The 21,426-nt window shown below is 70.2% G+C and carries 20 protein-coding genes and 2 pseudogenes; 11 read left to right on the top strand and 11 right to left on the bottom strand.

Features of this window, described 5'->3' with window-relative positions:
- Window positions 1-98: 98 nt before the first annotated feature.
- Complete coding sequence (locus OG329_RS25805; RefSeq protein ID WP_405798458.1) at window positions 99-1,310, top strand: epoxide hydrolase family protein; 1,212 nt, start codon at window positions 99-101, stop codon at window positions 1,308-1,310.
- On the opposite strand, the gene OG329_RS25810 is transcribed toward OG329_RS25805, so the two are convergent.
- Complete coding sequence (locus OG329_RS25810) at window positions 1,286-1,696, bottom strand: nuclear transport factor 2 family protein (RefSeq protein WP_405798460.1); 411 nt, start codon at window positions 1,694-1,696, stop codon at window positions 1,286-1,288. The two genes, OG329_RS25805 and OG329_RS25810, sit on opposite strands and share 25 nt — an antisense overlap.
- Window positions 1,697-1,983: 287 nt before the next feature.
- A complete protein-coding gene (locus tag OG329_RS25815; protein ID WP_405798462.1) occupies window positions 1,984-2,196 on the bottom strand; it encodes a DUF397 domain-containing protein in 213 nt (70 codons plus the stop codon).
- Between the two features lie 199 nt (window positions 2,197-2,395).
- On the opposite strand from OG329_RS25815, the gene OG329_RS25820 reads away from it, so the two are divergent.
- The gene (locus OG329_RS25820) at window positions 2,396-3,724 is read left to right on the top strand and encodes a tetratricopeptide repeat protein (RefSeq protein WP_405798463.1); all 1,329 of its coding nucleotides are present in this window, start codon (window positions 2,396-2,398) and stop codon (window positions 3,722-3,724) included.
- Window positions 3,725-3,804: 80 nt separating this feature from the next.
- On the opposite strand, the gene OG329_RS25825 is transcribed toward OG329_RS25820, so the two are convergent.
- Window positions 3,805-5,433 (bottom strand): penicillin-binding transpeptidase domain-containing protein, encoded by a 1,629-nt coding sequence (locus OG329_RS25825; protein WP_405798464.1) that lies wholly within the window; start codon window positions 5,431-5,433, stop codon window positions 3,805-3,807.
- 163 nt (window positions 5,434-5,596) lie between these two features.
- A complete protein-coding gene (locus OG329_RS25830) occupies window positions 5,597-7,318 on the bottom strand; it encodes a dolichyl-phosphate-mannose--protein mannosyltransferase (protein ID WP_405798465.1) in 1,722 nt (573 codons plus the stop codon).
- Window positions 7,319-7,457: 139 nt separating this feature from the next.
- On the opposite strand from OG329_RS25830, the gene rsmI reads away from it, so the two are divergent.
- The 6 genes from rsmI (at window position 7,458) to OG329_RS25860 (ending at window position 13,202) form a co-directional block, all read left to right on the top strand.
- Window positions 7,458-8,387, top strand: a complete 930-nt coding sequence (rsmI, locus tag OG329_RS25835) for a 16S rRNA (cytidine(1402)-2'-O)-methyltransferase (RefSeq protein ID WP_405802009.1) — start codon at window positions 7,458-7,460, stop codon at window positions 8,385-8,387.
- Window positions 8,388-8,515: 128 nt separating this feature from the next.
- Window positions 8,516-8,998: a hypothetical protein gene (locus tag OG329_RS25840; RefSeq protein WP_405798467.1), complete on the top strand. Its 483-nt coding sequence runs from the start codon at window positions 8,516-8,518 to the stop codon at window positions 8,996-8,998.
- A 41-nt stretch (window positions 8,999-9,039) separates the two neighbouring features.
- On the top strand, window positions 9,040-9,945 hold the full coding sequence (locus tag OG329_RS25845; RefSeq protein ID WP_405798469.1) for a TatD family hydrolase: 906 nt from the start codon (window positions 9,040-9,042) through the stop codon (window positions 9,943-9,945).
- Window positions 9,946-10,240: 295 nt separating this feature from the next.
- The gene (locus OG329_RS25850; protein WP_405802010.1) at window positions 10,241-11,368 is read left to right on the top strand and encodes a ubiquitin-like domain-containing protein; all 1,128 of its coding nucleotides are present in this window, start codon (window positions 10,241-10,243) and stop codon (window positions 11,366-11,368) included.
- Between the two features lie 86 nt (window positions 11,369-11,454).
- Window positions 11,455-12,282, top strand: coding sequence for a 16S rRNA (adenine(1518)-N(6)/adenine(1519)-N(6))-dimethyltransferase RsmA (gene rsmA / locus OG329_RS25855; protein WP_405802012.1), 828 nt, complete (start codon window positions 11,455-11,457; stop codon window positions 12,280-12,282).
- A complete protein-coding gene (locus tag OG329_RS25860; protein WP_405798471.1) occupies window positions 12,279-13,202 on the top strand; it encodes a 4-(cytidine 5'-diphospho)-2-C-methyl-D-erythritol kinase in 924 nt (307 codons plus the stop codon). The genes rsmA and OG329_RS25860 overlap by 4 nt, the downstream gene beginning before the upstream one ends.
- A gap of 11 nt (window positions 13,203-13,213) precedes the next feature.
- Here the strand turns inward: OG329_RS25860 and OG329_RS25865 are convergent, their stop codons facing one another.
- The 3 genes from OG329_RS25865 to OG329_RS25875 form a co-directional block, all read right to left on the bottom strand.
- Window positions 13,214-13,756 (bottom strand): GNAT family N-acetyltransferase, encoded by a 543-nt coding sequence (locus tag OG329_RS25865; RefSeq protein WP_405798472.1) that lies wholly within the window; start codon window positions 13,754-13,756, stop codon window positions 13,214-13,216.
- A 38-nt stretch (window positions 13,757-13,794) separates the two neighbouring features.
- A complete protein-coding gene (locus OG329_RS25870; RefSeq protein WP_405798474.1) occupies window positions 13,795-14,595 on the bottom strand; it encodes a hypothetical protein in 801 nt (266 codons plus the stop codon).
- Between the two features lie 122 nt (window positions 14,596-14,717).
- Window positions 14,718-15,920: a helix-turn-helix domain-containing protein gene (locus tag OG329_RS25875; protein WP_405798476.1), complete on the bottom strand. Its 1,203-nt coding sequence runs from the start codon at window positions 15,918-15,920 to the stop codon at window positions 14,718-14,720.
- Window positions 15,921-16,147: 227 nt separating this feature from the next.
- Between OG329_RS25875 and OG329_RS25880 the strand changes: the two are divergent.
- The 3 genes and pseudogenes from OG329_RS25880 to OG329_RS25890 all read left to right on the top strand — a co-directional run.
- Window positions 16,148-16,831, top strand: a pseudogene (locus OG329_RS25880) (DUF4097 family beta strand repeat-containing protein); the annotation flags it as partial.
- Between the two features lie 141 nt (window positions 16,832-16,972).
- Window positions 16,973-17,677: pseudogene (locus OG329_RS25885) on the top strand (alpha/beta fold hydrolase); the annotation flags it as partial.
- Window positions 17,678-17,795: 118 nt separating this feature from the next.
- Entirely contained in the window at window positions 17,796-18,497 is a 702-nt protein-coding gene (locus OG329_RS25890) for an alpha/beta fold hydrolase (RefSeq protein WP_405798478.1), read from the top strand.
- 65 nt (window positions 18,498-18,562) lie between these two features.
- On the opposite strand, the gene OG329_RS25895 is transcribed toward OG329_RS25890, so the two are convergent.
- The 4 genes from OG329_RS25895 to wrbA are packed head-to-tail and all read right to left on the bottom strand — an operon-like array spanning window position 18,563 to window position 21,335.
- On the bottom strand, window positions 18,563-19,099 hold the full coding sequence (locus OG329_RS25895) for a hypothetical protein (RefSeq protein ID WP_405798480.1): 537 nt from the start codon (window positions 19,097-19,099) through the stop codon (window positions 18,563-18,565).
- Window positions 19,100-19,155: 56 nt separating this feature from the next.
- On the bottom strand, window positions 19,156-19,764 hold the full coding sequence (locus tag OG329_RS25900; RefSeq protein ID WP_405798481.1) for a DinB family protein: 609 nt from the start codon (window positions 19,762-19,764) through the stop codon (window positions 19,156-19,158).
- Window positions 19,765-19,803: 39 nt separating this feature from the next.
- Complete coding sequence (sigJ, locus tag OG329_RS25905) at window positions 19,804-20,691, bottom strand: RNA polymerase sigma factor SigJ (protein WP_405802013.1); 888 nt, start codon at window positions 20,689-20,691, stop codon at window positions 19,804-19,806.
- Between the two features lie 32 nt (window positions 20,692-20,723).
- Window positions 20,724-21,335: an NAD(P)H:quinone oxidoreductase gene (gene wrbA, locus OG329_RS25910; RefSeq protein WP_405798483.1), complete on the bottom strand. Its 612-nt coding sequence runs from the start codon at window positions 21,333-21,335 to the stop codon at window positions 20,724-20,726.
- Window positions 21,336-21,426 lie beyond the last annotated feature (91 nt).

Raw genomic sequence — 21,426 nt, forward strand, 5'->3', positions numbered from 1 at the left:
ACCGGTCTACTCCGTCGTCAACGGGTCCGCGCCGAGCCCCCGTCCACGCCCAGCCCGTCGCGCGGCGGGCGCCGTACCCGATCCGTAGGATGCGCCTCATGCCGGAAGCCCCGCCCCACCCCGAGCCGTTCACCGCGCGGACCGATCCCGACGTGCTCGAAGACCTCCGCGCGCGGCTGCGCGCGACGCGCTGGCCGGATGTGCCGCAGGGCGCCGGGTGGTCGCTCGGGACCGATCTCGCCTACCACCGCGAGCTGGTCGACCACTGGGCGAACGGCTTCGACTGGCCGGCCCAGGAGGCCGCCCTCGCCCGGCTTCCCCGCTTCCGCGTCGCGCTCGGCGGCCTCGGTCTCGGTCTCGGTCCCGGCCTCGGTCTCGGCCTCGGGATCCACTTCGTCCACGCGCGGGCCGTCGCACCCACCGGGTCCGTGCTGCCGCTGGTGCTCAGCCACGGCTGGCCGGACTCGTTCTGGCGCTACTCGAAGGTCGTCCCGCTGCTCACCGACCCCGGCGCGCACGGCGCCGACCCGGCGGACGCGTTCGACGTGGTCGTGCCGGACATGCCGGGTTACGGATACTCCGACCGCCCCACCGGCCCGCCCCTCAACTCCATCGACGTCGCCGGTCTCTGGGCCGAGCTGATGGGACTGCTCGGCTACGCCCGGTTCGGCGCGGCGGGCGGGGACATCGGCAGCCATGTGAGCCGCTATCTCGCCCTCGACCATCCCGACCGGGTCGTGGCCGTCCACCGTACCGACGCGGGCGTGCCCCTGTTCACCGGCGATCCGGCGGACCTCGCGCCCGAGGAACGCGCCTGGCTGGAGTCGGTCGCGGCATGGGGCGCGAGCGAGGGCGCGTACGGCGCCATGCACCGTACGAAGCCGCAGACCGCCGCCTTCGGGCTCACCGACTCACCGGCCGGGCTCGCCGCGTGGATCGTGGAGAAGATGCGGTCGTGGAGCGACTGCGACGGCGACATCGAGCGGAGCTTCACGAAGGACGAGATCCTGACGAACGTCATGCTCTACTGGCTCACCGGGACCATCGGATCGTCGATGCGCATGTACGGCGCGAACGCCGCGATCCCGCCCGCGCAGCTCACCCGCCGGGTCGAAGTGCCGTCCGGCTTCTCGATCTTCGCCGGCGACGTCGTCCGCCCGCCGCGCGCGTGGCTCGAACGCACGGCGAACGTCGTCCGCGCGACGGAGCCCGCGCGCGGCGGCCACTTCGCGGCGTTCGAGGAGCCCGAGCTGTACGCGGACGAACTGCGCGCGTTCTTCCGCCCCTACCGGGCGCCGTCGCTGGGCTGAGCCCTGTCCGGCTCGATCTCCCCGGCGAAGACGATGACCTGGTCGATCAGGCTGCGCCGCAGATGGACCACGTCCGTCCCCGCCAGACGCGGGCCGCCGTCCGGCGTGGTGAACACCCACTGGTACCGGGCCCACTCACCCGGCATGTCCACCGCCGAACAGCGCACCATCGAGCCGGTCCCCGCCGGATGCCGCCGGATGTCCAGCACGAACCGCTCGACCGCCTCGACTCCCTCACTGCGGCCCAGCGGCCCCCAGAAGACCACGTCCGAGGTCAGGGCCTGGGAGAGCAGCCCGGCCACATAACTGTCGTCCGAGGTGTTGAACGCGGCGATGAACGTATCGATCGCGGACCGCGCGGTCCCGGTCTCGGTCTCTTCATGCATGCACTCAGTAGTACCAGTTGCCCGCATCATGTCGCGCAGATGTAACCCGCCCACCTGGCCGGAGTTCGGCAGATGGGCGGGCCCGGCGCCGATCCCGTTCAGTGCTCCCGTGGCTGGTACGGAAGCTGTGTCGCCCTTCCGCTCCACGGCTGCGGCCCCGGGCAGGGCTCCGGCCGCGGGGGTGCCACGGGCTCATCGCAGACCAGGCAGTAAGCCCACCGGGTTTCCGGATCTGTCAGGCAAGCTCCTTGACAGAGTGGGCACTTCTGCATGTCCGGCCTTTCAGGTCATGCCGTGATGTCGTACTCCCCGGCCTTGACGGCGCTGGTGAACAGCGACCACGAGTCCACCGTCATCGTAACGACGGTTCCGGGCTCCGAGCTGTCCCTGAACGCGACGATTCCCGGCACGTTGGTCGCCACCTCCGGGCAGTTCTCCACTCCGGAGCGGGGACGGCACATGGACATGCCGACGAAGTCGAATGAGGGTTGTTCGGTCATGGTGCTTCCTTTCCTGAACTCTGCGGGGAGTCGGTCCCCGCGCCGCTTCCGTTCACCGGCCCGGCTGCCCCTTCCCGACGGCCGCCGTGTTGGCCTGGTCGCTCTAGGGAACCCCTCAGTCAGGCACGGCGGTATCGTTGAGGAGGTGCCAGGGCTTAAAACCCTTAAAATCCCTTGTGGCGTGAGGAGTTGACGATCTGTGGCCGATCGTGAACCGAACGAACATCTGGCGCGATTGCACCGCGAGACAGGATGGACGCTGCGCCAACTCGTGCAACGGGTCAATCGCACCGGTACGGAGCGAGGGACGCCGACCAAGTACCAACAACCCTCGGCCCACCAGTGGTTGAGTGGGCACATGCCCAAGGAATCGACGCGCCCGCTGGTCTTGGAAGCTCTTTCGCGTAAGTTGGGCCGACCGATCACCCATGCCGAAGCGGGGTTCCCGCCGCCTGTCGATGAGTCCAGAGATACCGGCACTGTAGACGCGCTCATCGACCTCGGCTCCGCAGACATGTTGCCTGGACGTCGTAGCGTCATCGGCGCGGGCCTGTTCTCCGTCGCGCTGGCAATCCCCGGCTGGCCGGATGTCATAGGGAGAATGGAATCCGTTCAGTCCGGTGCGACGATGCGCATCGGGATGCCAGAAGTCGACCTGGTCACCGAGATGACGGACCAATTGAATGACATCTACAACAAGCGTGGCGGCCGAACCTCTCGCCCGATGGCGGCGGCATTCTTAGCAAATACCGCCGCTCCGTACCTTCGTGCCGATGCCTCCGAAGAAGTACGCAAAGCGATGATGACTGCCGCCGCATTCCTGTGCTATATCACGGGGTGGATGGCAGTGGATGAGGGACTTCACGGCTTGGCGCAGAGATACTACACCAAGGCATTGGAATTGGCGGGTGCGAGCAGTGATTACCTCACGTATTGCCATGTGCTCCGGGGTATGTCGGTCCAAGCTGCGGACCTGGGTCATAGTGCTCCTGCCACACGTCTAGCAAATGCGGCGGCTGCCGCAGCTCCAATGACGGGACCGCTCATGCGTGCTTTCATGGCAGGTCAGCAGGCGCATAGCTATGCTCTTTCGGGTGATCGTGCAGCCGCGTTGCGCAGCATCGGAGAAGCGGAAAGAGCAATGGATGCGGCTGGGAGTGGAAAGACCCAATTGGGCGGTTACACCCTAGCCACTTTGGCGTACCATACTGCGCAGGTTCGCTACTCGTTGGGGGATGTGGCCGGTAGTGTCGATTCCCTTGAGGTGCACTTTCAGTTGAGAGCACCGACCGACTCTCGGGTCACCGAATTGCGCTTCCGCTCCATGTTGGCGGAAAGGCAGCTAGAGTTAGGTCATTTGGAATTGGCTTGCAGTACATGGGGCCAGGTGCTTGAAGAGCACCCTGGAATTCAATCGGGGGCAGTGGACGGCTTCGTTGCACATATCAATCGCCGCCTTCAGCCCTATCGGTCCAACCCGGCAGCGCGGGAGGTCTGCGAACGGGCCCTGCTGAGTACCAGGCGCTGAGACACGAAAGCCCTCGCGCTCCCGCTCTGCGGATGCGTTCTGCCTGGACCAAGGCGATGGGGGCGGGCTGTGTCCCCCGTTCACCCCGCCGCGAGTACGGCCGCGACCACCGGTCCCGCCGCGTCACCGCCGTGCCCGCCCGCCTCGACGCTGGCCGCCGCCGCCAGGTCGTCCTGGAAGCCGGTGAACCAACTGTTCGACGTGGCCTGCCCGTCCACCTCGGCGGACCCCGTCTTCGCGCCCTTGTCACCGCCGAGCGCGGCCATCGCCGCCTTGCCGGTGCCCCACGAGGCCGTCGCCCGCATCATGTCGCGCAGTTGCTGGCCGACCGCACCCGGCAACTGCCGCTCCGCGACCGCCAGTTGGCGGTTGTCGAGGTCGCGCGGGACGATGACCGGCTGGCGGAACGTGCCGTCCTTCGCGGTGGCCGTGACCGACGCGAGGTTCAGCACGTTCATCTGGACCGTGCCCTGGCCTATGTACTGCGCGGCGGCTCCGCCCCCCTCGGAGTCCGGCACCGTGCCGTCCGCCGACACCACGCCCGTCTGCCAGTTCAGCCCGAGGCCGAAGACCTCCCGGGCCTCGGCGGGCAGCGCGTGGTCGTCCTTCGCCTCGTTGATCAGCTTGATGAAGGCGGTGTTGCACGAGCGGGCGAAGCTCTGGGTGAACGTGCCGCCCTGGATGTCGAACTGGTCCAGATTGTGGAACGAAGTGCCCTGGTAGAGCACCGTCTTGGGGCACTCGGCCGGCTTCTCCGCGCCCACCAGCCCCTTCTCGAGCAGCATCGCCGCGGTCACGATCTTCATGGTCGACCCCGGCGCCTGCTTGCCGAGCATCGCCGCGTTGAAGCCGTCCTGGCGGTTGTTGGCGACGGCGATGATCTCGCCGGTGCTCGGCTTCACGGCGGCCACGGACGCCTCGTCGTACTTCTTCACCGCCTGCTCGGCGGCCTCCTGCACCTTCGCGTCGAGCGTCGTCCGCAGCTCACCGGACTTGCCCTTGGAGAGCGTCAGCAGTGTCGTGGCGGGCGCGTTCTCGTCGTCGCTCCGGAGCCACATCTCGACGCCGGACGTGCCGCCGGCCTTCTCGCCGTACTTGTCCCGCAGTTGGTCGAGCATCGGCGCGAGCGACGGATACTTCTCGGCCGTCAGCTCGGTCCCGTTACGGTCGACCGCCTTGATCGGCGGTGTGGCCGCCTCGCCGGTGACCAGGCTCGTGGTCTTCGTCAGCTTGGGATGAATGACGGTCGGCACCCAGTCGACCAGCGGCTTCCCGGTGGTCAGCCCACGGACGACGGTCAGCTCGGAGGCGTACGACAGGGGCTTGCTCAGCCCCTTGAACTTCACCGTCGCCTTGACGGTGAAGGGCACCTTCGCGCCCGTCGCCTTTCCTGGAGTGATCACGGCGCCGGTGATGTGCGCCTGCTCGCCGTACCCGGCGACGGCGACCTTCGCGGCGGCCGGATTGTTGGTGTACTCGGCGGCGAGGCCGGGGTCCTTGCCCTCGGCCCACGCCGTCAGGAACTGCTCGGCGGTCTCCTTGACCTCGTCCGCGCCGAGCGGCCCCGTCCGCACCTCCGCCGACTTCGACCCGACGTCCGAGTCCGAGCCTCCGTCGCCGGCCACGACGCTGTACGCCCCGTACCCGATCCCACCGGCGATCACGACGAACACGCCGCCGACGATGGCGACCTTCGCGCCACTGCGCATGAGTGCAGTCCCCTCCCCCAGGAGTGCCCCTCCGCCATGGTGAACGTGTTCCAGGGGCAACGTTTCGGCACTCTACGGGACGGGGGTGAACTGGGAAGGACCCGTTATCGGACCGCGACGAGGGGGGTCGGACGGGCCGTTCGCAGGACCTTGAAGACACGGCCTACACCCAGGTGTCGAGCCACATCCGGTCCTGCCACTGGTCGATGGGGATCGTCTGCCCCGTGAGGATCGGCCAGAAGTAGATGAAGTTCCAGACGATCAGCAGCACCAGCACACCCGCGCCCACCGCGCCGATCGTTCTGCGTCTCTCGTCCGAGCCCGCCGGGCCCAGCATCGCGCCGATCATCATGGACACCGCCAGGCACAGGAACGGCACGAAGACCACCGCGTAGAAGAGGAAGATCGTGCGTTCCTGGTAGAAGAACCACGGCACCCAGCCCGCCGCGATCGCGCACGCGATGGCACCCGCGCGCCAGTCGCGGCGGAAGATCCAGCGCCACAGGACGTACAGGATCGCGAAGCACGCCGCCCACCAGAGCAGGGGTGTGCCGATCGCCAGGACCTCCTGGGCGCACTTCTCCCCCGGAGGGGCGGTGCAGCCCTCCGTACCGCCCCTCGGGTCCTCGTAGAAGTACGAGACCGGGCGGCCCAGGACGATCCAGCTCCAGGGGTTGGACTGGTAGGTGTGGCCGGAGGTCAGATTGACGTGGAAGCTGTAGACCTCGTTCTCGTAGTGCCACAGACTGCGCAGCCAGTCCGGCAGCCAGGACCAGATCCCGCCCTTGCCCTCGGTGGCGGCCCAGTCGCGGAAGTAGCCCTTGTCGGTGACGATCCAGCCGGTCCACGAGGCGATGTACGTGCCGATCGCGACGGGGACCGTGGAGACGAAGGCGGGCAGCAGATCGCGCTTGAGCACGGCGAGATACGGGTTTATGGCACCGGCGGTGCGCCGCGCGCCCACGTCCCAGAAGACCGTGAGCAGACCGAACACGGCCAGGATGTAGAGGCCGTTCCACTTCGTCGCGAAGGCCAGCCCCAGCATCACCCCGGCCGCGATCCGCCACGGCCGCCAGCCCAGCCGCAGGCCCTCGGCGACCGCGACGACCGGCCGCAGCACCCCCTCCGCGTCCACCGGCAGCGCGTCCGCGAACCGCCGTCTCGCCCAGTCCCTGTCGATCAGCAGACAGCCGAAGGCGGCCAGTACGAAGAACATCAGCACCAGGTCGAGCAGCGCCGTGCGGCTCATCACGAAGTGCAGTCCGTCTACGGCGAGCAGCCCGCCCGCCAGACATCCCAGGAACGTCGAACGGAACAGCCGGCGGCCGATGCGGCACAGCATCAGTACGGAGAGCGTGCCGAGGACCGCCACCATGAAGCGCCAGCCGAACGGGTCGAAGCCGAACATCAGCTCGCCGAGCCCGATGACCCACTTGCCCACCGGCGGGTGCACCACATAGCCGGGATCGAGCGGCACCGGGACCTGGGAGGGGTCGTCCAGGATCAGCTTGTCGACGTCCTTGGGCCAGCTCGCCTCGTACCCCTGCTGGACGAGCGCCCACGAGTCCTTCGCGTAGTACGTCTCGTCGAATATCACCGAATCGGGCTTGCCCAGATTCCAGAACCGCATCAGCCCGGCGACCAGCGCCACCAGCAGCGGCCCGAGCCACCCGGACCAGCGGGTCAGCCGCTCGGCGAGCAGGGGGCGCACGCCGAGCACGATCCACAGCCGGTCGGACGGCTCCGTGTACGGCGGGACCAGCCGCTCGCGCAGCCCGATCACGGGTCTCGGCGCATAGCCGAACCGCCGCAGCCGCTGGGGCCACGACGGCGGCATCTCCTCGGCGTCCCGACCCTGAAGGGCTTCTGGCGCAGTACTGGTCACCGCGCCATCGTAGGGAACGCCACTGTGTGCCGTGGTCACACGCTGCGGACACGGGGCCGGAGGCGGCCCCCGACCGGGCGTCCGACCGCGCGGGACGGGACCCCCGCGCCGCCCTGCGAGGATGGCGTACGTGACTACTGTGCCCTCCCGGGGAACGGCCCCCGCAGCCCCGACCGGCGTTTCGACCGGCGTTCCGACCGGCGTTCTCGTCCTCGCCGGGACCCCCATCGGCGACACCTCCGACGCCCCGCCCCGCCTCGCCTCCGAGCTGGCGACCGCGGACGTCGTCGCCGCCGAGGACACCCGGCGGCTGCGCAGGCTCACCCAGGCGCTCGGCGTAAACACGACGGGCCGCGTCGTGTCGTACTTCGAGGGCAACGAAAGCGCCCGTACGCCCGAACTCGTCGAGGCGCTGGCCGGCGGCGCCCGCGTGCTGCTGGTGACCGACGCGGGCATGCCGTCCGTCTCCGACCCCGGCTACCGGCTCGTCGCCGCCGCCGTCGAACGCGACATCAAGGTCACCGCGGTGCCGGGCCCGTCCGCCGTACTGACCGCGCTGGCGCTCTCCGGTCTGCCCGTCGACCGCTTCTGCTTCGAGGGGTTCCTGCCGCGCAAGGCGGGCGAGCGGCTGGGCAGGCTCCGCGAGGTCGCCGACGAGCGCCGCACCCTCGTCTACTTCGAGGCGCCCCACCGGCTGGACGACACCCTCGCCGCGATGGCCGAGGTCTTCGGCCCCGAGCGGCGGGCCGCCGTGTGCCGCGAGCTGACGAAGACGTACGAGGAGGTGAAGCGCGGCGGTCTCGGTGAACTCGCCGTGTGGGCGGCCGAAGGCGTACGCGGGGAGATCACCGTCGTCGTGGAGGGAGCCCCGCGGAGCGCGCCCGTGACGGACCCCGATGAGCTGGTGCGCCTCGTGTGGACACGGGAGGAGGCGGGGGAGCGGCGGAAGGAGGCCATCGCCGCGGTGGCGGCGGAAGCGGGGGTGCCCAAGCGCGAGGTGTTCGACGCGGTGGTCGCGGCAAAGAACGCCGCCCGGAAAAGCCCCGGTGCGGGTAAAGGACTATCTTGAAAAGCAAAGCGCAGACCGTGTGCCGGGCCCTTTCGGCATGAGGAGGCCAAGAGCCTGCCATTAATCGACAGCGCTGATGCGCTCCCGCCCGAATAGGCGTCCACTGGATCGAGTGGAGAGGAGCTGGCATGAGTGAGATCACGGGCAACGCCGTCGCCCACGAGGCATATGCGTTCTGCTGCATGCGATGCGGTCACGGCTGGGAGCAGGCGTACGAGATAGAACACCACACGGACAGTTCGGGTCAGCAATACGTCGTCTACAAGGCGGACGGACTGCGGGTGCCCTCACCGCTGTCGAGTCCCACCTGCCTCAACTGCGGACACCACGTCGTGCGCATCATGCGCTCGGGACAGGTGTCCTCGGTGCATGCCCTGATGAGCCAGCAGTGGAACCCCACCTGGACGCCCAGGGCGCCGAGGGAGCCGAAGGCTCACAAGGCCCAGAAGACGGCGAAAGCGGAGAAGGCGGCGAAGGCGGCCAAGCCCGTGCCGGTGACGGACGAGGCGGGCGGGGCGGCCGTGGCGGCGGTCGCCGAGGGCGCGCGGGCGAAGGCGGAGCACCACCACTGGCACCTCTCCGATCTTCTGCACCCCTTCCACCGCAAGTAGCGCGCGCCCCTGGCTCCGGCGGGGCTCGTACGATCGTGCCCATGAGCCCCAGCCCGAGCCGCAGCAGGAAAAGCGCCAACAGCAGTACGGATGAAGCGCCGCCGGCCCCCGAACCGCTGCGGGTGCCGGTCGCCGATTCACACACCCACCTGGACATGCAGAGCGGCACCGTCGAGGACGCGCTCGCCAAGGCGGCCTCCGTAGGAGTGCCGACCGTCGTCCAGGTGGGCTGTGACGTGAAGGGGTCCCGCTGGGCGGCCGACACCGCCGCCGCGCACGAGTGCGTGCACGCGGCGGTCGCGCTGCATCCCAACGAGGCGCCGCGCATCGTGCACGGCGACCCCGACGGCTGGTCGCGTCAGGGCGCGCGCGAGGCCGGCGGTGACGCGGCCCTGGACGACGCGCTCGCCGAGATCGACCGGCTGGCCGCGCTCGGGCAGGTGAAGGCCGTCGGCGAGACGGGGCTCGACTTCTTCCGTACGGGTCCCGAGGGCATGGCCGCGCAGGAACGCTCGTTCCGCGCGCATATCGAGATCGCCAAACGGCACGGAAAAGCACTCGTGATCCACGATCGCGAGGCGCACGCCGACGTGTTGCGCGTACTCGCCGACGAAGGCGCTCCGGAACGGACCGTTTTCCACTGTTATTCGGGCGACGCGGAAATGGCCGAAATCTGTGCCGCCGCAGGCTACTTCATGTCCTTCGCGGGAAATATGACGTTCAAGAACGCGCGCCCGTTGCGCGAGGCGTTGAGCGCCGCTCCACTCGAACTCGTTCTGGTCGAGACGGATGCGCCTTTTCTGACGCCCGTTCCGTACCGCGGACGGCCCAATGCGCCGTATTTGATTCCGGTCACGGTGCGCGCGATGGCCGAGGTGCGCGGGATCGGCGAGGGCGTGATGGCGACGGCGATTTCGGCCAACACGGCGCGCGCCTTCGGGTACTGACGCGGCCGGTCCCGTTCGGTTCGAAGCGGAGGGACGCCCACTCGAACAGCGACCCTGTGTAGTCGCGTTGCTTTGGAGAGTGACCGTCGCTCCGCTAGTGTCCGCCGGGCATCGGGGGCCGGACCGGACTTGTGGAGCGTCGAGCGTCGTGAGCAATGCGCAGGGCAGTCACCGTGCGGTACGCGGCGGGCATCGCGCCGCGGCGTGGCCGTATCCGCCCGAACCGGCGCCCACCGTGCCGTGGTTCGCCCCCACCCCGGCGCCTCTCCCGCACCAGCAGCACCAACAGCCACCACTGGCCGCCGACGCCGACGCCGACGCCAACCACGGCGGTACCTCCCGCCGCCGTCTCGTCCCACAGGCCCTCGTCGTCGCCGTCCTGGCCGGCGGCACCTCCGCGTTCGTCGCCAGCGACAAGGAGGTCAGGCTCAGCGTCGACGGCACCCCGCGCACGCTCCACACCTTCGCCGACGACGTGGACGAACTCCTGGACGACGCAGGCGTACGGATCGGTGAGCACGACCTCGTCGCCCCCGGCCGGGGCGCCGAACTCACCAACGGCGACGCGGTGGTTGTCCACCACGGCCGCCCCGTCATGCTCACCGTCGACGGCCGCCGCCGGCAGATCTGGACGACCGCCGACACCGTCGAGGGCGCCCTGCGCCAGCTCGGCGTACGCGCGGAGGGCGCGCTCCTGTCCGTCTCGCGCTCCGCCGCGATCCCCCGCAGCGGTCTGGCCCTGCGCGTCCTGACCGAGCGCACCGTGACGTTCATGGCGGACGGGCGCGAGCACACCATCCGTACGAACGCCGCGACCGTACGTGACGCCCTGGCCGACGCCGGGCTCGCCCTGCGCGGCGAGGACACCACCTCGGTACGGCCCGACAGCTTCCCGCGCGACGGCCAGACGATCACCGTGATGCGTATCACCGAAGGCGAGATCGTGCGCGACGAGGCAATCCCGTACGACACCGAACGCGTCCAGGACGCTTCGATCTTCACCGGCACGGAGGTCGTCACACGCCAGGGCGAGCAGGGCACGCGCCGTCTCACGTACGCCGTGCGCGCGGTCAACGGTGTGAAGCAGAAGCCCCGCAAGGTCGCCGAGAGGATCGTCCGGGCACCGGTCACCGAGCGCGTCAGGGTCGGTACGAAGCAGCGCCCGGCCTCCGTCGCGGGCGCGGACGGCCTCAACTGGGCCGCGCTCGCCGCCTGCGAGTCGGGCGGCCGGCCGGACGCGGTCGACCCCTCGGGGACGTACGGCGGGCTGTATCAGTTCGACACCGGCACCTGGCAGGCGCTCGGCGGCAGCGGACGCCCGCAGGACGCGTCGGCGGGCGAGCAGACGTACCGGGCGAAGAAGCTCTATGTGCAAAGGGGGGCGAGTCCGTGGCCGCACTGCGGCCGTAGGCTGCACGGGTGAGCACCACTGAGCCCCCCGATGCACCCGACGCACGCGACGCCTTCGGCGCCCCTGACGCCCTCGGCGCCCTTCTCGGCCCCGCGGACATCCGCGAGCTGGCCTCGGCCCTGGGCGTACGCCCCACCAAGCAGCGCGGCCAGAACTTCGTCATCGACGCCAACACCGTGCGCCGGATCGTCCGCACCGCGGGCGTACGGCCCGACGACGTGGTCGTGGAGGTGGGCCCCGGGCTCGGCTCGCTGACGCTCGCGCTGCTGGAGGCGGCCGAGCATGTGACGGCCGTCGAGATCGACGACACGCTCGCCGCCGCGCTGCCGCGCACGATCGAGGCCCGGATGCCGGCCCGCGCGGACCACTTCTCGCTGGTGCACGCGGACGCGATGCAGGTACGCGAGCTGCCGGGGCCGACGCCCACGGCGCTGGTGGCGAACCTTCCGTACAACGTCGCCGTGCCCGTCCTGCTCCATATGCTGGAGCACTTCCCGACGATCGAACGCACCCTGATCATGGTCCAGGCGGAGGTCGCGGACCGGCTCGCGGCGGCGCCGGGCAACAAGGTGTACGGCGTGCCGTCCGTGAAGGCCAACTGGTACGCGCAGGTCAAGCGGGCCGGTGCCATCGGGCGCAACGTGTTCTGGCCCGCGCCGAACGTCGACTCGGGCCTCGTCTCGCTCGTCCGGCGCGCCGAGCCGCCGACGACCACCGCCTCGCGGACCGAGGTGTTCGCGGTCGTGGACGCGGCGTTCGCGCAGCGCCGTAAGACGCTGCGGGCGGCGCTCGCGGGCTGGGCCGGGTCGGCCCCGGCGGCGGAGGCGGCGCTGGTGGCGGCGGGGGTCTCGCCGCAGGCGCGGGGGGAGTCGCTGACGGTGGAGGAGTTCGCACGGATCGCGGAGTCGAAGGGAGCGGTCGCGTGAGTGACACCGAGGCACGTGTCCGGGGCGCGGTGACGGTACGAGTCCCGGCCAAGGTCAACGTCCAACTGGCGGTGGGCGCGGCGCGCCCGGACGGTTTCCACGACCTCGCCAACGTCTTTCTGGCGGTGGGCCTCTACGACGAGATCACCGTCACCCCCGCCGACGAACTGCGCGTCACCTGCGCGGGCCCGGACGCGCACCAGGTCCCGCTCGACGCGACGAACCTCGCGGCACGCGCGGCGCTCGCGCTCGCGGCACGGCACGGGATCGAGCCGCGCGTCCATATCCACATCGACAAGGACATCCCCGTCGCGGGCGGCATGGCCGGCGGCAGCGCGGACGGCGCGGGAGCGCTGCTCGCCTGCGACGCGCTCTGGTCGCTGGGCTCGTCCCAAGCCGAACTGCTCGCCATCTGCGCCGAGTTGGGCAGTGACGTGCCGTTCAGCCTGCTGGGCGGCGCGGCGCTCGGCGTCGGGCGCGGGGAGCGGCTGACGCCGCTGGAGGTCGGCGGCACGTTCCACTGGGTGTTCGCCGTCGCGGACGGGGGACTGTCGACCCCGGCGGTGTACGCGGAGTTCGACCGCCTCACCGCGACGGCCGAGGTCCCGCCCCCCGCCGCCGACCCCGCGCTGCTCACGGCCCTGCGCACCGGCGACGCGACGGCCCTGGCGGCCACCCTCACCAACGACCTCCAGCCGGCGGCCCTGTCCCTGCGCCCGTCCCTGGCGACGACGCTCACCACGGGCACGGCGGCGGGCGCGCTCGCGGCCCTGGTGTCGGGCTCGGGCCCGACGACCGCGTTCCTGACGAAGGACGAGGAGTCGGCGGCGACGGTGGCGCAGGCGCTGCTGGCGTCGGGCAACTGCCGTACGGCGAGGGCGACTTCGGCACCGGCGGCGGGCGCGCGGGTGGTGTCCTGACGCGACGCGGCCTAGCGAGGAGCCTCGCGTACGTGCTGGTGCCCGTCCAGGGGGAACGGCGGCCGGGCGGCCAGGGTCCGGCGGTACGCGTAACCGGTCTTCTCCGCGACCCGGCACGAGGCCACGTTGTCGATCTGGTGGAGCAGTTCGAGCCGCGTGACCCCGTCGAGGCTGCCGAACGCCCAGCCGGTCAGGGCCTCCAGGGCACGCGGCGCGATCCCCCGCCCGCGTACCTCGGCGGCGGTCCAGTACCCGACCTCGGCGCAATCGCCGTGCGCCGCACCGCGCTTGACGGCGACGTTGCCGACGAGCCGGCCCCGGTCCTCTTCCAGTACGGCGAAACTGAACCGCTCCCCGCTGCGCCACCCGTCCCACTGAATCTCCAGCCACCGCGCGGCGTCCTCAACTCCCGTGACAGGCAGCCGAGTCCACTTCCGTAGGACCGGGTCGTGGTAGGCGGCGATCAACGGCTGGATGTCACCGATGTCCCAGGGCCGCAGGACGAGCGCGGGGCGCCCGGCGGGGGTCGCATCGACGCGCAGTTCGACGGTCAACGGTGCTCCTACTCGTACTGCTACTCCTGCTACTCCTGCTACTCCTGCTGACTCTGCATGTGCTCGGGGATCTCCGGGAGCAGGCCGGGCACTTCAGCCCATGTCACGGTCTGGTCGGCCGGGGGAGGCGTGGCCTTCACCGGCTTTCCGGCGTCCACGATGTCGAGTTCGACGGGCTCGTCGTCGATCTCGAACTCGACGCGCAGTGGGACGGGATCTCCCTCCACCGGCACGTAGACGGTCACCTCGTCACCCTCCGGCTGCTGCACCAGCCCCACCACCCGCTTGCCGTCCTTCGTCTCGGGGTTGCGCGGCTTGACCTTGTCCACCGAGTCGGGCACCTCGGCGAACGCCTCGTCCAGATCACACAGACCGCGCAGCCGGTCGTTCGTCACCTCGTCGGCCACTGACTCGATGTACTTTCCACGGGCCTTCTTCGCGGCCTTGTCGTGCAGGGCGACCGCGTCCGGGCCGATCTGCTCGGCGAGCCTGCGCCAACTCGTCAGGGTGGCGTCGTCGTACCGGTACCACAGCCGCTCGCCGCCCACGTGGATCACTTCGACGATGCCCTGTCCGCCGTACTCGACGGTGCCGACGCAGTTGCCCTTCCGGTCCACTTGGAGGCCCACGCCACCCCTCGACATGTAATGCCCGTCCATATGGACCGTGTCGTACCCCTTCAGGGTCTTCAACGCCGACGACATGCGCGCGACATCGCTCGTGCCTTTCCCCGCCGAGGACTTGTCATCCTCCGCCCCTGAACTACCGCACCCGCCCACTGCCACCGCCACGACCACGATCGCGGACAGCACCGCTGTACGCCGTCTTCGCTTCCCCATGCCTGCACGCGCCTCTCGTCTGCGAACTCGCCTCGCGACGAACGCTATCCCGTCCCCGTACGGCTACTTGAGGACGGCCCGGAGGGACCGGGACCGAGGGCCCCGGTGCGTACCGGGCGCGCTCATTTCGCCAGGGCTTCGGCGACGAACCGCCAGATCTCCGCCGCCAGGGCCATGCTGCCGCTCTGCTGGGCCTGTTCGGCCAGTTCCCGCAGTCCGGCGAGGGCCGCGGTCTGCTCGCCCTCCAGCAGCAGCACACGGTTGCGCAGTACGTCGAGCCTGAGCCGGTCCTGATACGTCAGCCGGTCGTCGAAGCCGACCAACCGGTCCAGCGCCGCGCGCGCCTGGTCGGGGAGGCCGGCGATGACGGCGATCCGGGCGCGCACCGCCAGCAGTTCCTGCTCGATGGCCGGTGCGCCCGCGAACGGCAGAGCGGCCTGGACCTCTTCGACGCGCCGCTGAGCGCGCTCCGTCTTCGGCGGATCGGTCAGGAGATCGGCGCGGGCCGAATTGATGCGCACCCGCATCCACATCGTCAGATCGTCCCGGCCGTCGAAGCCTTGGCACGCCTGGTCCATCAGTTCCGCCGCGGCATCGGGATCGCCTTGTCGGGAGCGGGTGGTGGCCGCGGCCCACAGAGCCTGTGCCCGCAGGGGTCCCGAGTCCCCCTGCGTCACGGCGAGCAGTTCGTCGGTGTGTCGCACGGCGTCGGGGATCCGCCCGGCCTCTCCCAGCGCCGCCACGAGGGCCAGCAAGGCCGCGATCCGCACGCGGGCGGGCAGTTGCTCGCTCTGGGTCAGTTCGTAGGCGTGCGTCGCGGTGGCGACGGCGTCGGTGATCTCACCGGTGCTCCGCATGGAGCGGGCCAGTTCGGCCAGTGCCCTGGCCCGCAGCTCGGGCAGTCCGGTCTCCGTACTGAGCGCGACCAGTTCGTCGAGGCACACCCGCTGTTCGGCGTGCTCCTGCCGCTGGCGGCGCCACTCGGAGACCTGCCAGAGGGCCTGCCACCTCAGCATCGGATCCTCGCCCCCCGATGCCTTCAGGGCCTCGCTGAGCATCGCGCCGGCTTCGTCCCGGCCCAGTCCGGTGGCCAGCGTCAGGCTCCGCGCGAGCGAGGCGGCCGTGGTTTCGGTGAGTTCGGCCGGGCTGATGCCCAACTGGTCGGCCAGATGCGCGACGGCCCGCTCGGTGGGCGCTCGCGCGCCGGACTCCAGCCTGGACAGATATCCCGCGGACATGCCCTCGCCCGCGAGCGCGGCGAGTGTCAGGCCGCGCTCGGTCCTCAGTTGCCTGAGCCGGCGGCCGAAGACTGGCTGCTCGATCATGTCCGAACTCCTGGGTAGCGGTGACGTCGTCCGATGTCCGGAGGGGTGCGTCACGCCCGACCTTAACCCACTTGCCTACGCTCAGGCAATCTCTTGCCAGCCCACTCGCCGAGTCGCTGAGCATGCTGGCAATTTCTTGTGGCAACTACTTGCCAACATCGTGGCAACGTCCTAGCGTTGCTGTCGTTCGCCGGACACCCCGGCAACCACCGAAGTAGGAGCCCACCGTGCAGAAGTTCGACATTTCCACCCCCATGACCGCCGTCCTCGACATCCCCGCCGGCCGTATCCAGTTCATCGCCGCAGACCGGGCCGACACCACGGTCGAGATCCTGCCGACCGACGCCGCCAAGAGCCGCGACGTGACGGCCGCGGAGCAGACCGAGGTCACCTACGACGACGCGGACCGCGTCCTGCGGATCAAGTCCCCGGAGACGGAGAACCAGATCCTCGGTCCTTCCGGGTCCATCGAGGTCACCGTCCAACTGCCCGCGGGCTCCCACGTCAAGGCGAAGGCGGCCGGCGCCAGGTTCACGGGCAGCGGCCGGCTCGGCGACGTCACCTTCGAAGGCGGGCAGGGCACGGTCGAACTGGACGAGGCCGAGAGCGCCCGCCTCACCCTCCAGTCCGGCGACGTCTCGGTCGCCCGCCTGAACGGGCCCGGCGAGATCAGCACGCAGAAGGGCGACCTGCGCATCACCGAGGCGGTACGCGGCACGGTCACCCTGCGCACCGAGTCCGGCGACATCACGGTCGGCGCGGCCCGAGGAGTCTCCGCCTCCCTGGACGCCGGTACGTCCTACGGCCGGATCCACAACGCGCTGAAGAACACCGACGGCGCCGACGGTGCCACCGCCGCCCTGACCATCCACGCGACAACGGCCCACGGCGACATCACCGCCCGCAGCCTCTCAACCCCCGCTTCTAAAGAAGGAACTCCAGCCGTGCCCATAAACAAGAACAGCGATGCGCCATGGAGCGGCATGGTCCCGGTGGACGACACGGCCCTCGCCGTCACCGACACCGGCGGTCCGGGGATCCCCGTGATCTACCTCAACGGCCAGTTCGCCACCCAGGGGTACTGGCGCCGGGTCATCGCCGAACTGGGCACACAGTGGCGGCACATCACCTACGACGAGCGGGCCCGCGGCAAGAAGTCGAAGCGCTCGGCGGACTACTCCTTCGAGGCCGCCGTCCGGGACGTCGACGCCGTTCTCGCCGCCAGGGGCGTGGAGCGGGCGCTGGTGGTGGGCTGGTCCTACGGAGCGTTCGTCGCGGCGCACTGGGCCAGCCGCAATCCCGACCGCGCCCTAGGGGCGGTCATGGTCGAGGGGGCACAGCCGCACGACTGGCTGGACGACGCCATGGAGGAGCGGATCCGCAAGACCTTCCGGCGGTTGAACCTGTTCATGCCGCTGCTGCGCCCGACCGGCCTGACCCCGCGCATGAACGCCGCACAGATGGCGGAGTGCAACATCGAACTCGGCAAGCTCGCCCGCGAGCGCGAGTTGGCCCCCGTACTGGACAACATCACCGTCCCGGCGCGGTACGTGGTCGCCTCGGGGACGTCCCTCGGAAGCAAGGGTGACGAGCAGGAGGTGATCCGCGCCAGCCTCGACGCGGTCGTCGCACGCAACGCGAACTTCAAGATCAGCGCGAAGGTCGCCAGCAATCACGACGCGATCCTCAAGAAGGACTTCGCGGCCGTCGCCGAGTCCGTACGCGAGATCGCCGCCCTCGACCGCGCGGCGAGCTGAGAGTCGGCCGAACAGCGTCGGATGCCTCCGGAAGGTCTCGGAGGCATCCGACGCTACGTGCTGGGACGCGACGTGCTGGGCGGAGCCGATGTCAGACCCCTGCGCTAGCGTTTTGGCCATGACTCGATTCGTACTGGTGGCAGGCGCGTGGCTCGGCTCGTGGGCGTGGGACGACGTGGTGCCCGACCTGCGCGCCGCCGGGCACGACGCCCACGCGCTGACGCTCTCGGGCCTCGCCGACAGACAGCATGAGCGGCGGGACGCGCCCGTCGACCAGCAGACGCATGTGCGCGACATCGTGGACGCCGTCGAGCGCCTTGACCTGCGTGATGTCGTCCTGGTCGGGCACAGTTACTCGGGCATCCCGGTCGGCCAGGCCGCCGAGCGCATCGGTGATCGGCTGTCCCGCGTGGTGTTCGTCGACTCGAATGTGCCGGCGGACGGCGAGTCGTTCGTCTCCGGCTGGCCGGACGGCCGGGCGGCGGTGGAGGCGTCGATCGCCGAGAGCGGCGGCTTCTGGCCGCCCCTCCCGGCGGCGGAGTTCGACGGCCAGGGCCTCACGGACGAGCAGATCGCCCGCATCGTCTCCGGCGCGACGCCGCACCCTGGCCCGACCCTGACCGAACCGGCCAGGCTGGAGCGCCCACTTGGCGACCTCCCGGCGACGTACATCAAATGCCTGCTGGACTGGCCGGAGCCGAGCCCCGAGGTGGCCGAGCTGCTCAAGAGCGAGCACTGGCGGCTGGTGGAGATGAACACGGGCCACTGGCCGATGTTCTCGCAGCCGCACGAGCTGGCCCAGATCCTGCTCCAGGTCTGACGGCCGCGCCGGTCAACCGTCTCGTACGCCGTACCGTCGTACGCCGTACCGCCCTCATACCGCCCTCATACCGCCCGGCGGCGCTTGGTCTTCGTCCGCGTACGGTCCCTGAGAAGCGGTTGGTAGTACGCGGACCTCTCCTCGTCCAGGTCGATGAACTCCACGATGTCCGCCGCCATTTCCGCCTCGTCGGCGCTGCCCGTGAGCCCGGTCCGCCCGACGACCCAGAGCCCTTCACGGCACCCGGCCCGGCACTCGTCGCCGAGCCCCGCGCGCCCGGCGGCCACCTCCGTGCTGTGGGACTCACCGCTCGCCAGGCGCCACAGGGTGATCATGAACTCGGCCCGTGCCAGGGGCGACAGGTCCCCGGCCAGCGCGGCGAGCAGCACACCGACCGCGGGCACGGACACCTCGAAGAGGTTCGTGCCGACCTCGAGGTGGTTGTCGAGGGTGTGTCCCACCATGTCGCCGGGCGTCCCGGCCTCGATGATCGCCTCGAACATGGTCGGTACGTGCCCTGCGGTGCCGCCGCAGCCGCACCGCAGGGCGTCCCAGTCGTGCCGGTCCAACTCGGCGCGTACCAATTCACTGATGACGCCCACCGCGCCCCCTCCCCTCCCGATCCGTGCCCGTGCCCGTGCCGCTGCCCGTGTCACGATCAGCCGTTGCCGGCGACCCGTGCCACGTCCTCCAGTTGGCTGCGGTAGCTCTCCCACCAGACCCGGTCGCCCGGCGGCATGTTGTCGTTGCCCTCGCGCATCCCGACCGCCCCGTCGACAAGTTCGCGCACGATGTCGGCGTGGCCCGCGTGCCGGGTGGTGTCGGCGATCACATGGATCAGGATGCGGTGCAGCGTCACCTCCCGCCGCTCCTCCGGCCACCAGGCGACATGACCGACCGCGGTGAGCGGCAGGGCGGCGACGGTGCTGTCCGAGTGCTCCCACGCGCGGTGATACAGCCCCACGATCTCGTCGCGCGACTCGTCGGCCGTGGCCCACATGTCGGCGTTCGCCTCGGCGCCGTCGCCGTACCACGCGGGCACGTCGGCCGCGTCGGCCGCGTCGAAGACCGGCCGCCCGAACGTCTCGCCGAAGTAGCCGAACTCCACCACGGCCACATGCTTGACCAGCCCCAGCAGATTGGTCCCGGTGGGCGTCAGCGGGCGGCGGATGTCGTACTCCGACAGGCCGTCGAGCTTCCACAGCAGCGTGTCCCGAGCGGACTGGAGATACAGGAGAAGGTCGGCTTTCGGATTCGGTTCGATCATGCCGGGCAGTCTTCCACCCACAACTGACAACCCGCCCCCTCAGCCCGTCGTCCACGATCTGAGCTTCTCAGGGTTCCGTACGCTCCAGATGTGGGTGATCCGGTCGCCCGCGACATCGAACGCGAGCACCGCGGCCGTGACGCCGTCCAGTTGGGTCACCAGCCCCGGCTGGCCGTTCACCGACCGCTCCAGGATGGTCAAGTCCGTTACCTGGTCGGTGAGTTCGATGAGGAAGCGCGCGATCTCCGCACCGCCTACCACCGGACTGAGCGTGGCGCTGACCAGACCGCCGCCGTCGCCGATCGCCGTGGCGTCCGGGTCGAGCAGAGCGACGAGCGCGTCGATGTCCCTGGCCTGCCAGGCCCGCTTGAAGTTCCTGACGACCTCCGCACGGCGGCCCGCCGCGGTGGCGGGAACCCGCGAGGCGCGGACACGGCGACGCGCCGAGGTGGCCAGTTGGCGACTTGCCGCCGGGCTCCGCCCCAGGATCTCCGCCACTTCGGCGAAGGGGTAGCGGAAGACGTCGTGCAGGATGAACGCGACGCGTTCGGCCGGCGTCATCGAGTCCAGCACGACGAGGAACGCCATGCCGACCGACTCGTCCAGCGTGACCCGGTCGGCAGGGTCGACCGGATCGGCGCTGCCGCCGCCCGGCCGCCCGCCCGGCCACTCCGTACGGTCGGGCAGCGGCTCCGGGACCCACTGCCCCACGTAACTCTCGCGCCTCGCCCGCGCGGAGCCGAGCAGATCCAGACACACACGGCTGGCGACGGTGGTCAGCCAGGCGCCGGGGGATTCGATGGCGCCCCGCCGCTCCGGAGACAGGGCGTACCAACGGGCGTACGTCTCCTGAACGACATCCTCCGCATCGGCCAGCGACCCGAGCAGCCGGTACGCGACATTGATGAGCTGACGCCGCTCGCCCATGACGGCGTCCAGCCCGGGACCGGTCCGCCCGCTCACCGCGTCCTCCGCCCCGCCTTGAGCAGCGCCGCGACGTCGACGGCGCGGCGGGCCTGGTAGCGGGCCGCCTGCAACGCCACCTCATCCGGCACGCCGTCGCCGACCACATGCGAAGTCCCGTACGGATTACCGGACTTGAACTGCACGGGGTCGGTGTAGCCGGGAGGCACGATGACGCCGCCCCAGTGGTAGAACGTGTTCGCCAGCGCGAGCAAAGTGGACTCCTGTCCGCCGTGCGCCGTATTGCTTGCGGTGAAGCCCGAGTACACCTTGTCGGCGAGCCTGCCCGCGAACCACAGGGGGCCGGTGGTGTCGATGAACGCCCTGAGCTGACTGGCCGGGCTGCCGAAGCGGGTGGGAGTCCCGAACAGTACGGCGTCGGCCCACGACAGATCGTCGTGTCCGGCCTCGGCGACATCGCCGCTGTCCCGTAGGTGCCGCGCCCACTCGGGCCTGGCGCCGATCGCCTCCGCCGGGGCGGTCTCGGCGACCTTCCGCACCCGTACCCGCGCCCCGGCTTTCTCGGCGCCCTCGGCGACGGCCCGCGCGAGGGCGTGCACGGTGCCGGTGGCGCTGTAGTAGATGACGGAGAGGTTCACGGGTTCCATGGTGGCGTCTCTTCTTTCGATCAGCGGCCCGGGGCCTTTCACCGCCCGACGACGCGGCCCTTCGAAATGTGAGGTCGCGGGGCACATCGCG

It is taken from the genome of Streptomyces sp. NBC_01506 (assembly GCF_045040295.1).
Lineage (GTDB): Bacteria > Actinomycetota > Actinomycetes > Streptomycetales > Streptomycetaceae > Streptomyces.

Bases quoted from the DNA above. Each gene is read 5' to 3' on its own strand.
- OG329_RS25845 (WP_405798469.1), top strand. From the start codon at position 9,040: ATGAGCCCCAGCCCGAGCCGCAGCAGGAAAAGCGCCAACAGCAGTACG.
- OG329_RS25825 (WP_405798464.1), bottom strand. From the start codon at position 5,433: ATGCGCAGTGGCGCGAAGGTCGCCATCGTCGGCGGCGTGTTCGTCGTG.
- OG329_RS25875 (WP_405798476.1), bottom strand. From the start codon at position 15,920: ATGATCGAGCAGCCAGTCTTCGGCCGCCGGCTCAGGCAACTGAGGACC.
- OG329_RS25890 (WP_405798478.1), top strand. From the start codon at position 17,796: ATGACTCGATTCGTACTGGTGGCAGGCGCGTGGCTCGGCTCGTGGGCG.
- OG329_RS25900 (WP_405798481.1), bottom strand. From the start codon at position 19,764: ATGATCGAACCGAATCCGAAAGCCGACCTTCTCCTGTATCTCCAGTCC.
- OG329_RS25840 (WP_405798467.1), top strand. From the start codon at position 8,516: ATGAGTGAGATCACGGGCAACGCCGTCGCCCACGAGGCATATGCGTTC.
- OG329_RS25815 (WP_405798462.1), bottom strand. From the start codon at position 2,196: ATGACCGAACAACCCTCATTCGACTTCGTCGGCATGTCCATGTGCCGT.
- wrbA (WP_405798483.1), bottom strand. From the start codon at position 21,335: ATGGAACCCGTGAACCTCTCCGTCATCTACTACAGCGCCACCGGCACC.
- OG329_RS25870 (WP_405798474.1), bottom strand. From the start codon at position 14,595: ATGGGGAAGCGAAGACGGCGTACAGCGGTGCTGTCCGCGATCGTGGTC.
- sigJ (WP_405802013.1), bottom strand. From the start codon at position 20,691: ATGGGCGAGCGGCGTCAGCTCATCAATGTCGCGTACCGGCTGCTCGGG.
- OG329_RS25805 (WP_405798458.1), top strand. From the start codon at position 99: ATGCCGGAAGCCCCGCCCCACCCCGAGCCGTTCACCGCGCGGACCGAT.
- OG329_RS25810 (WP_405798460.1), bottom strand. From the start codon at position 1,696: ATGCATGAAGAGACCGAGACCGGGACCGCGCGGTCCGCGATCGATACG.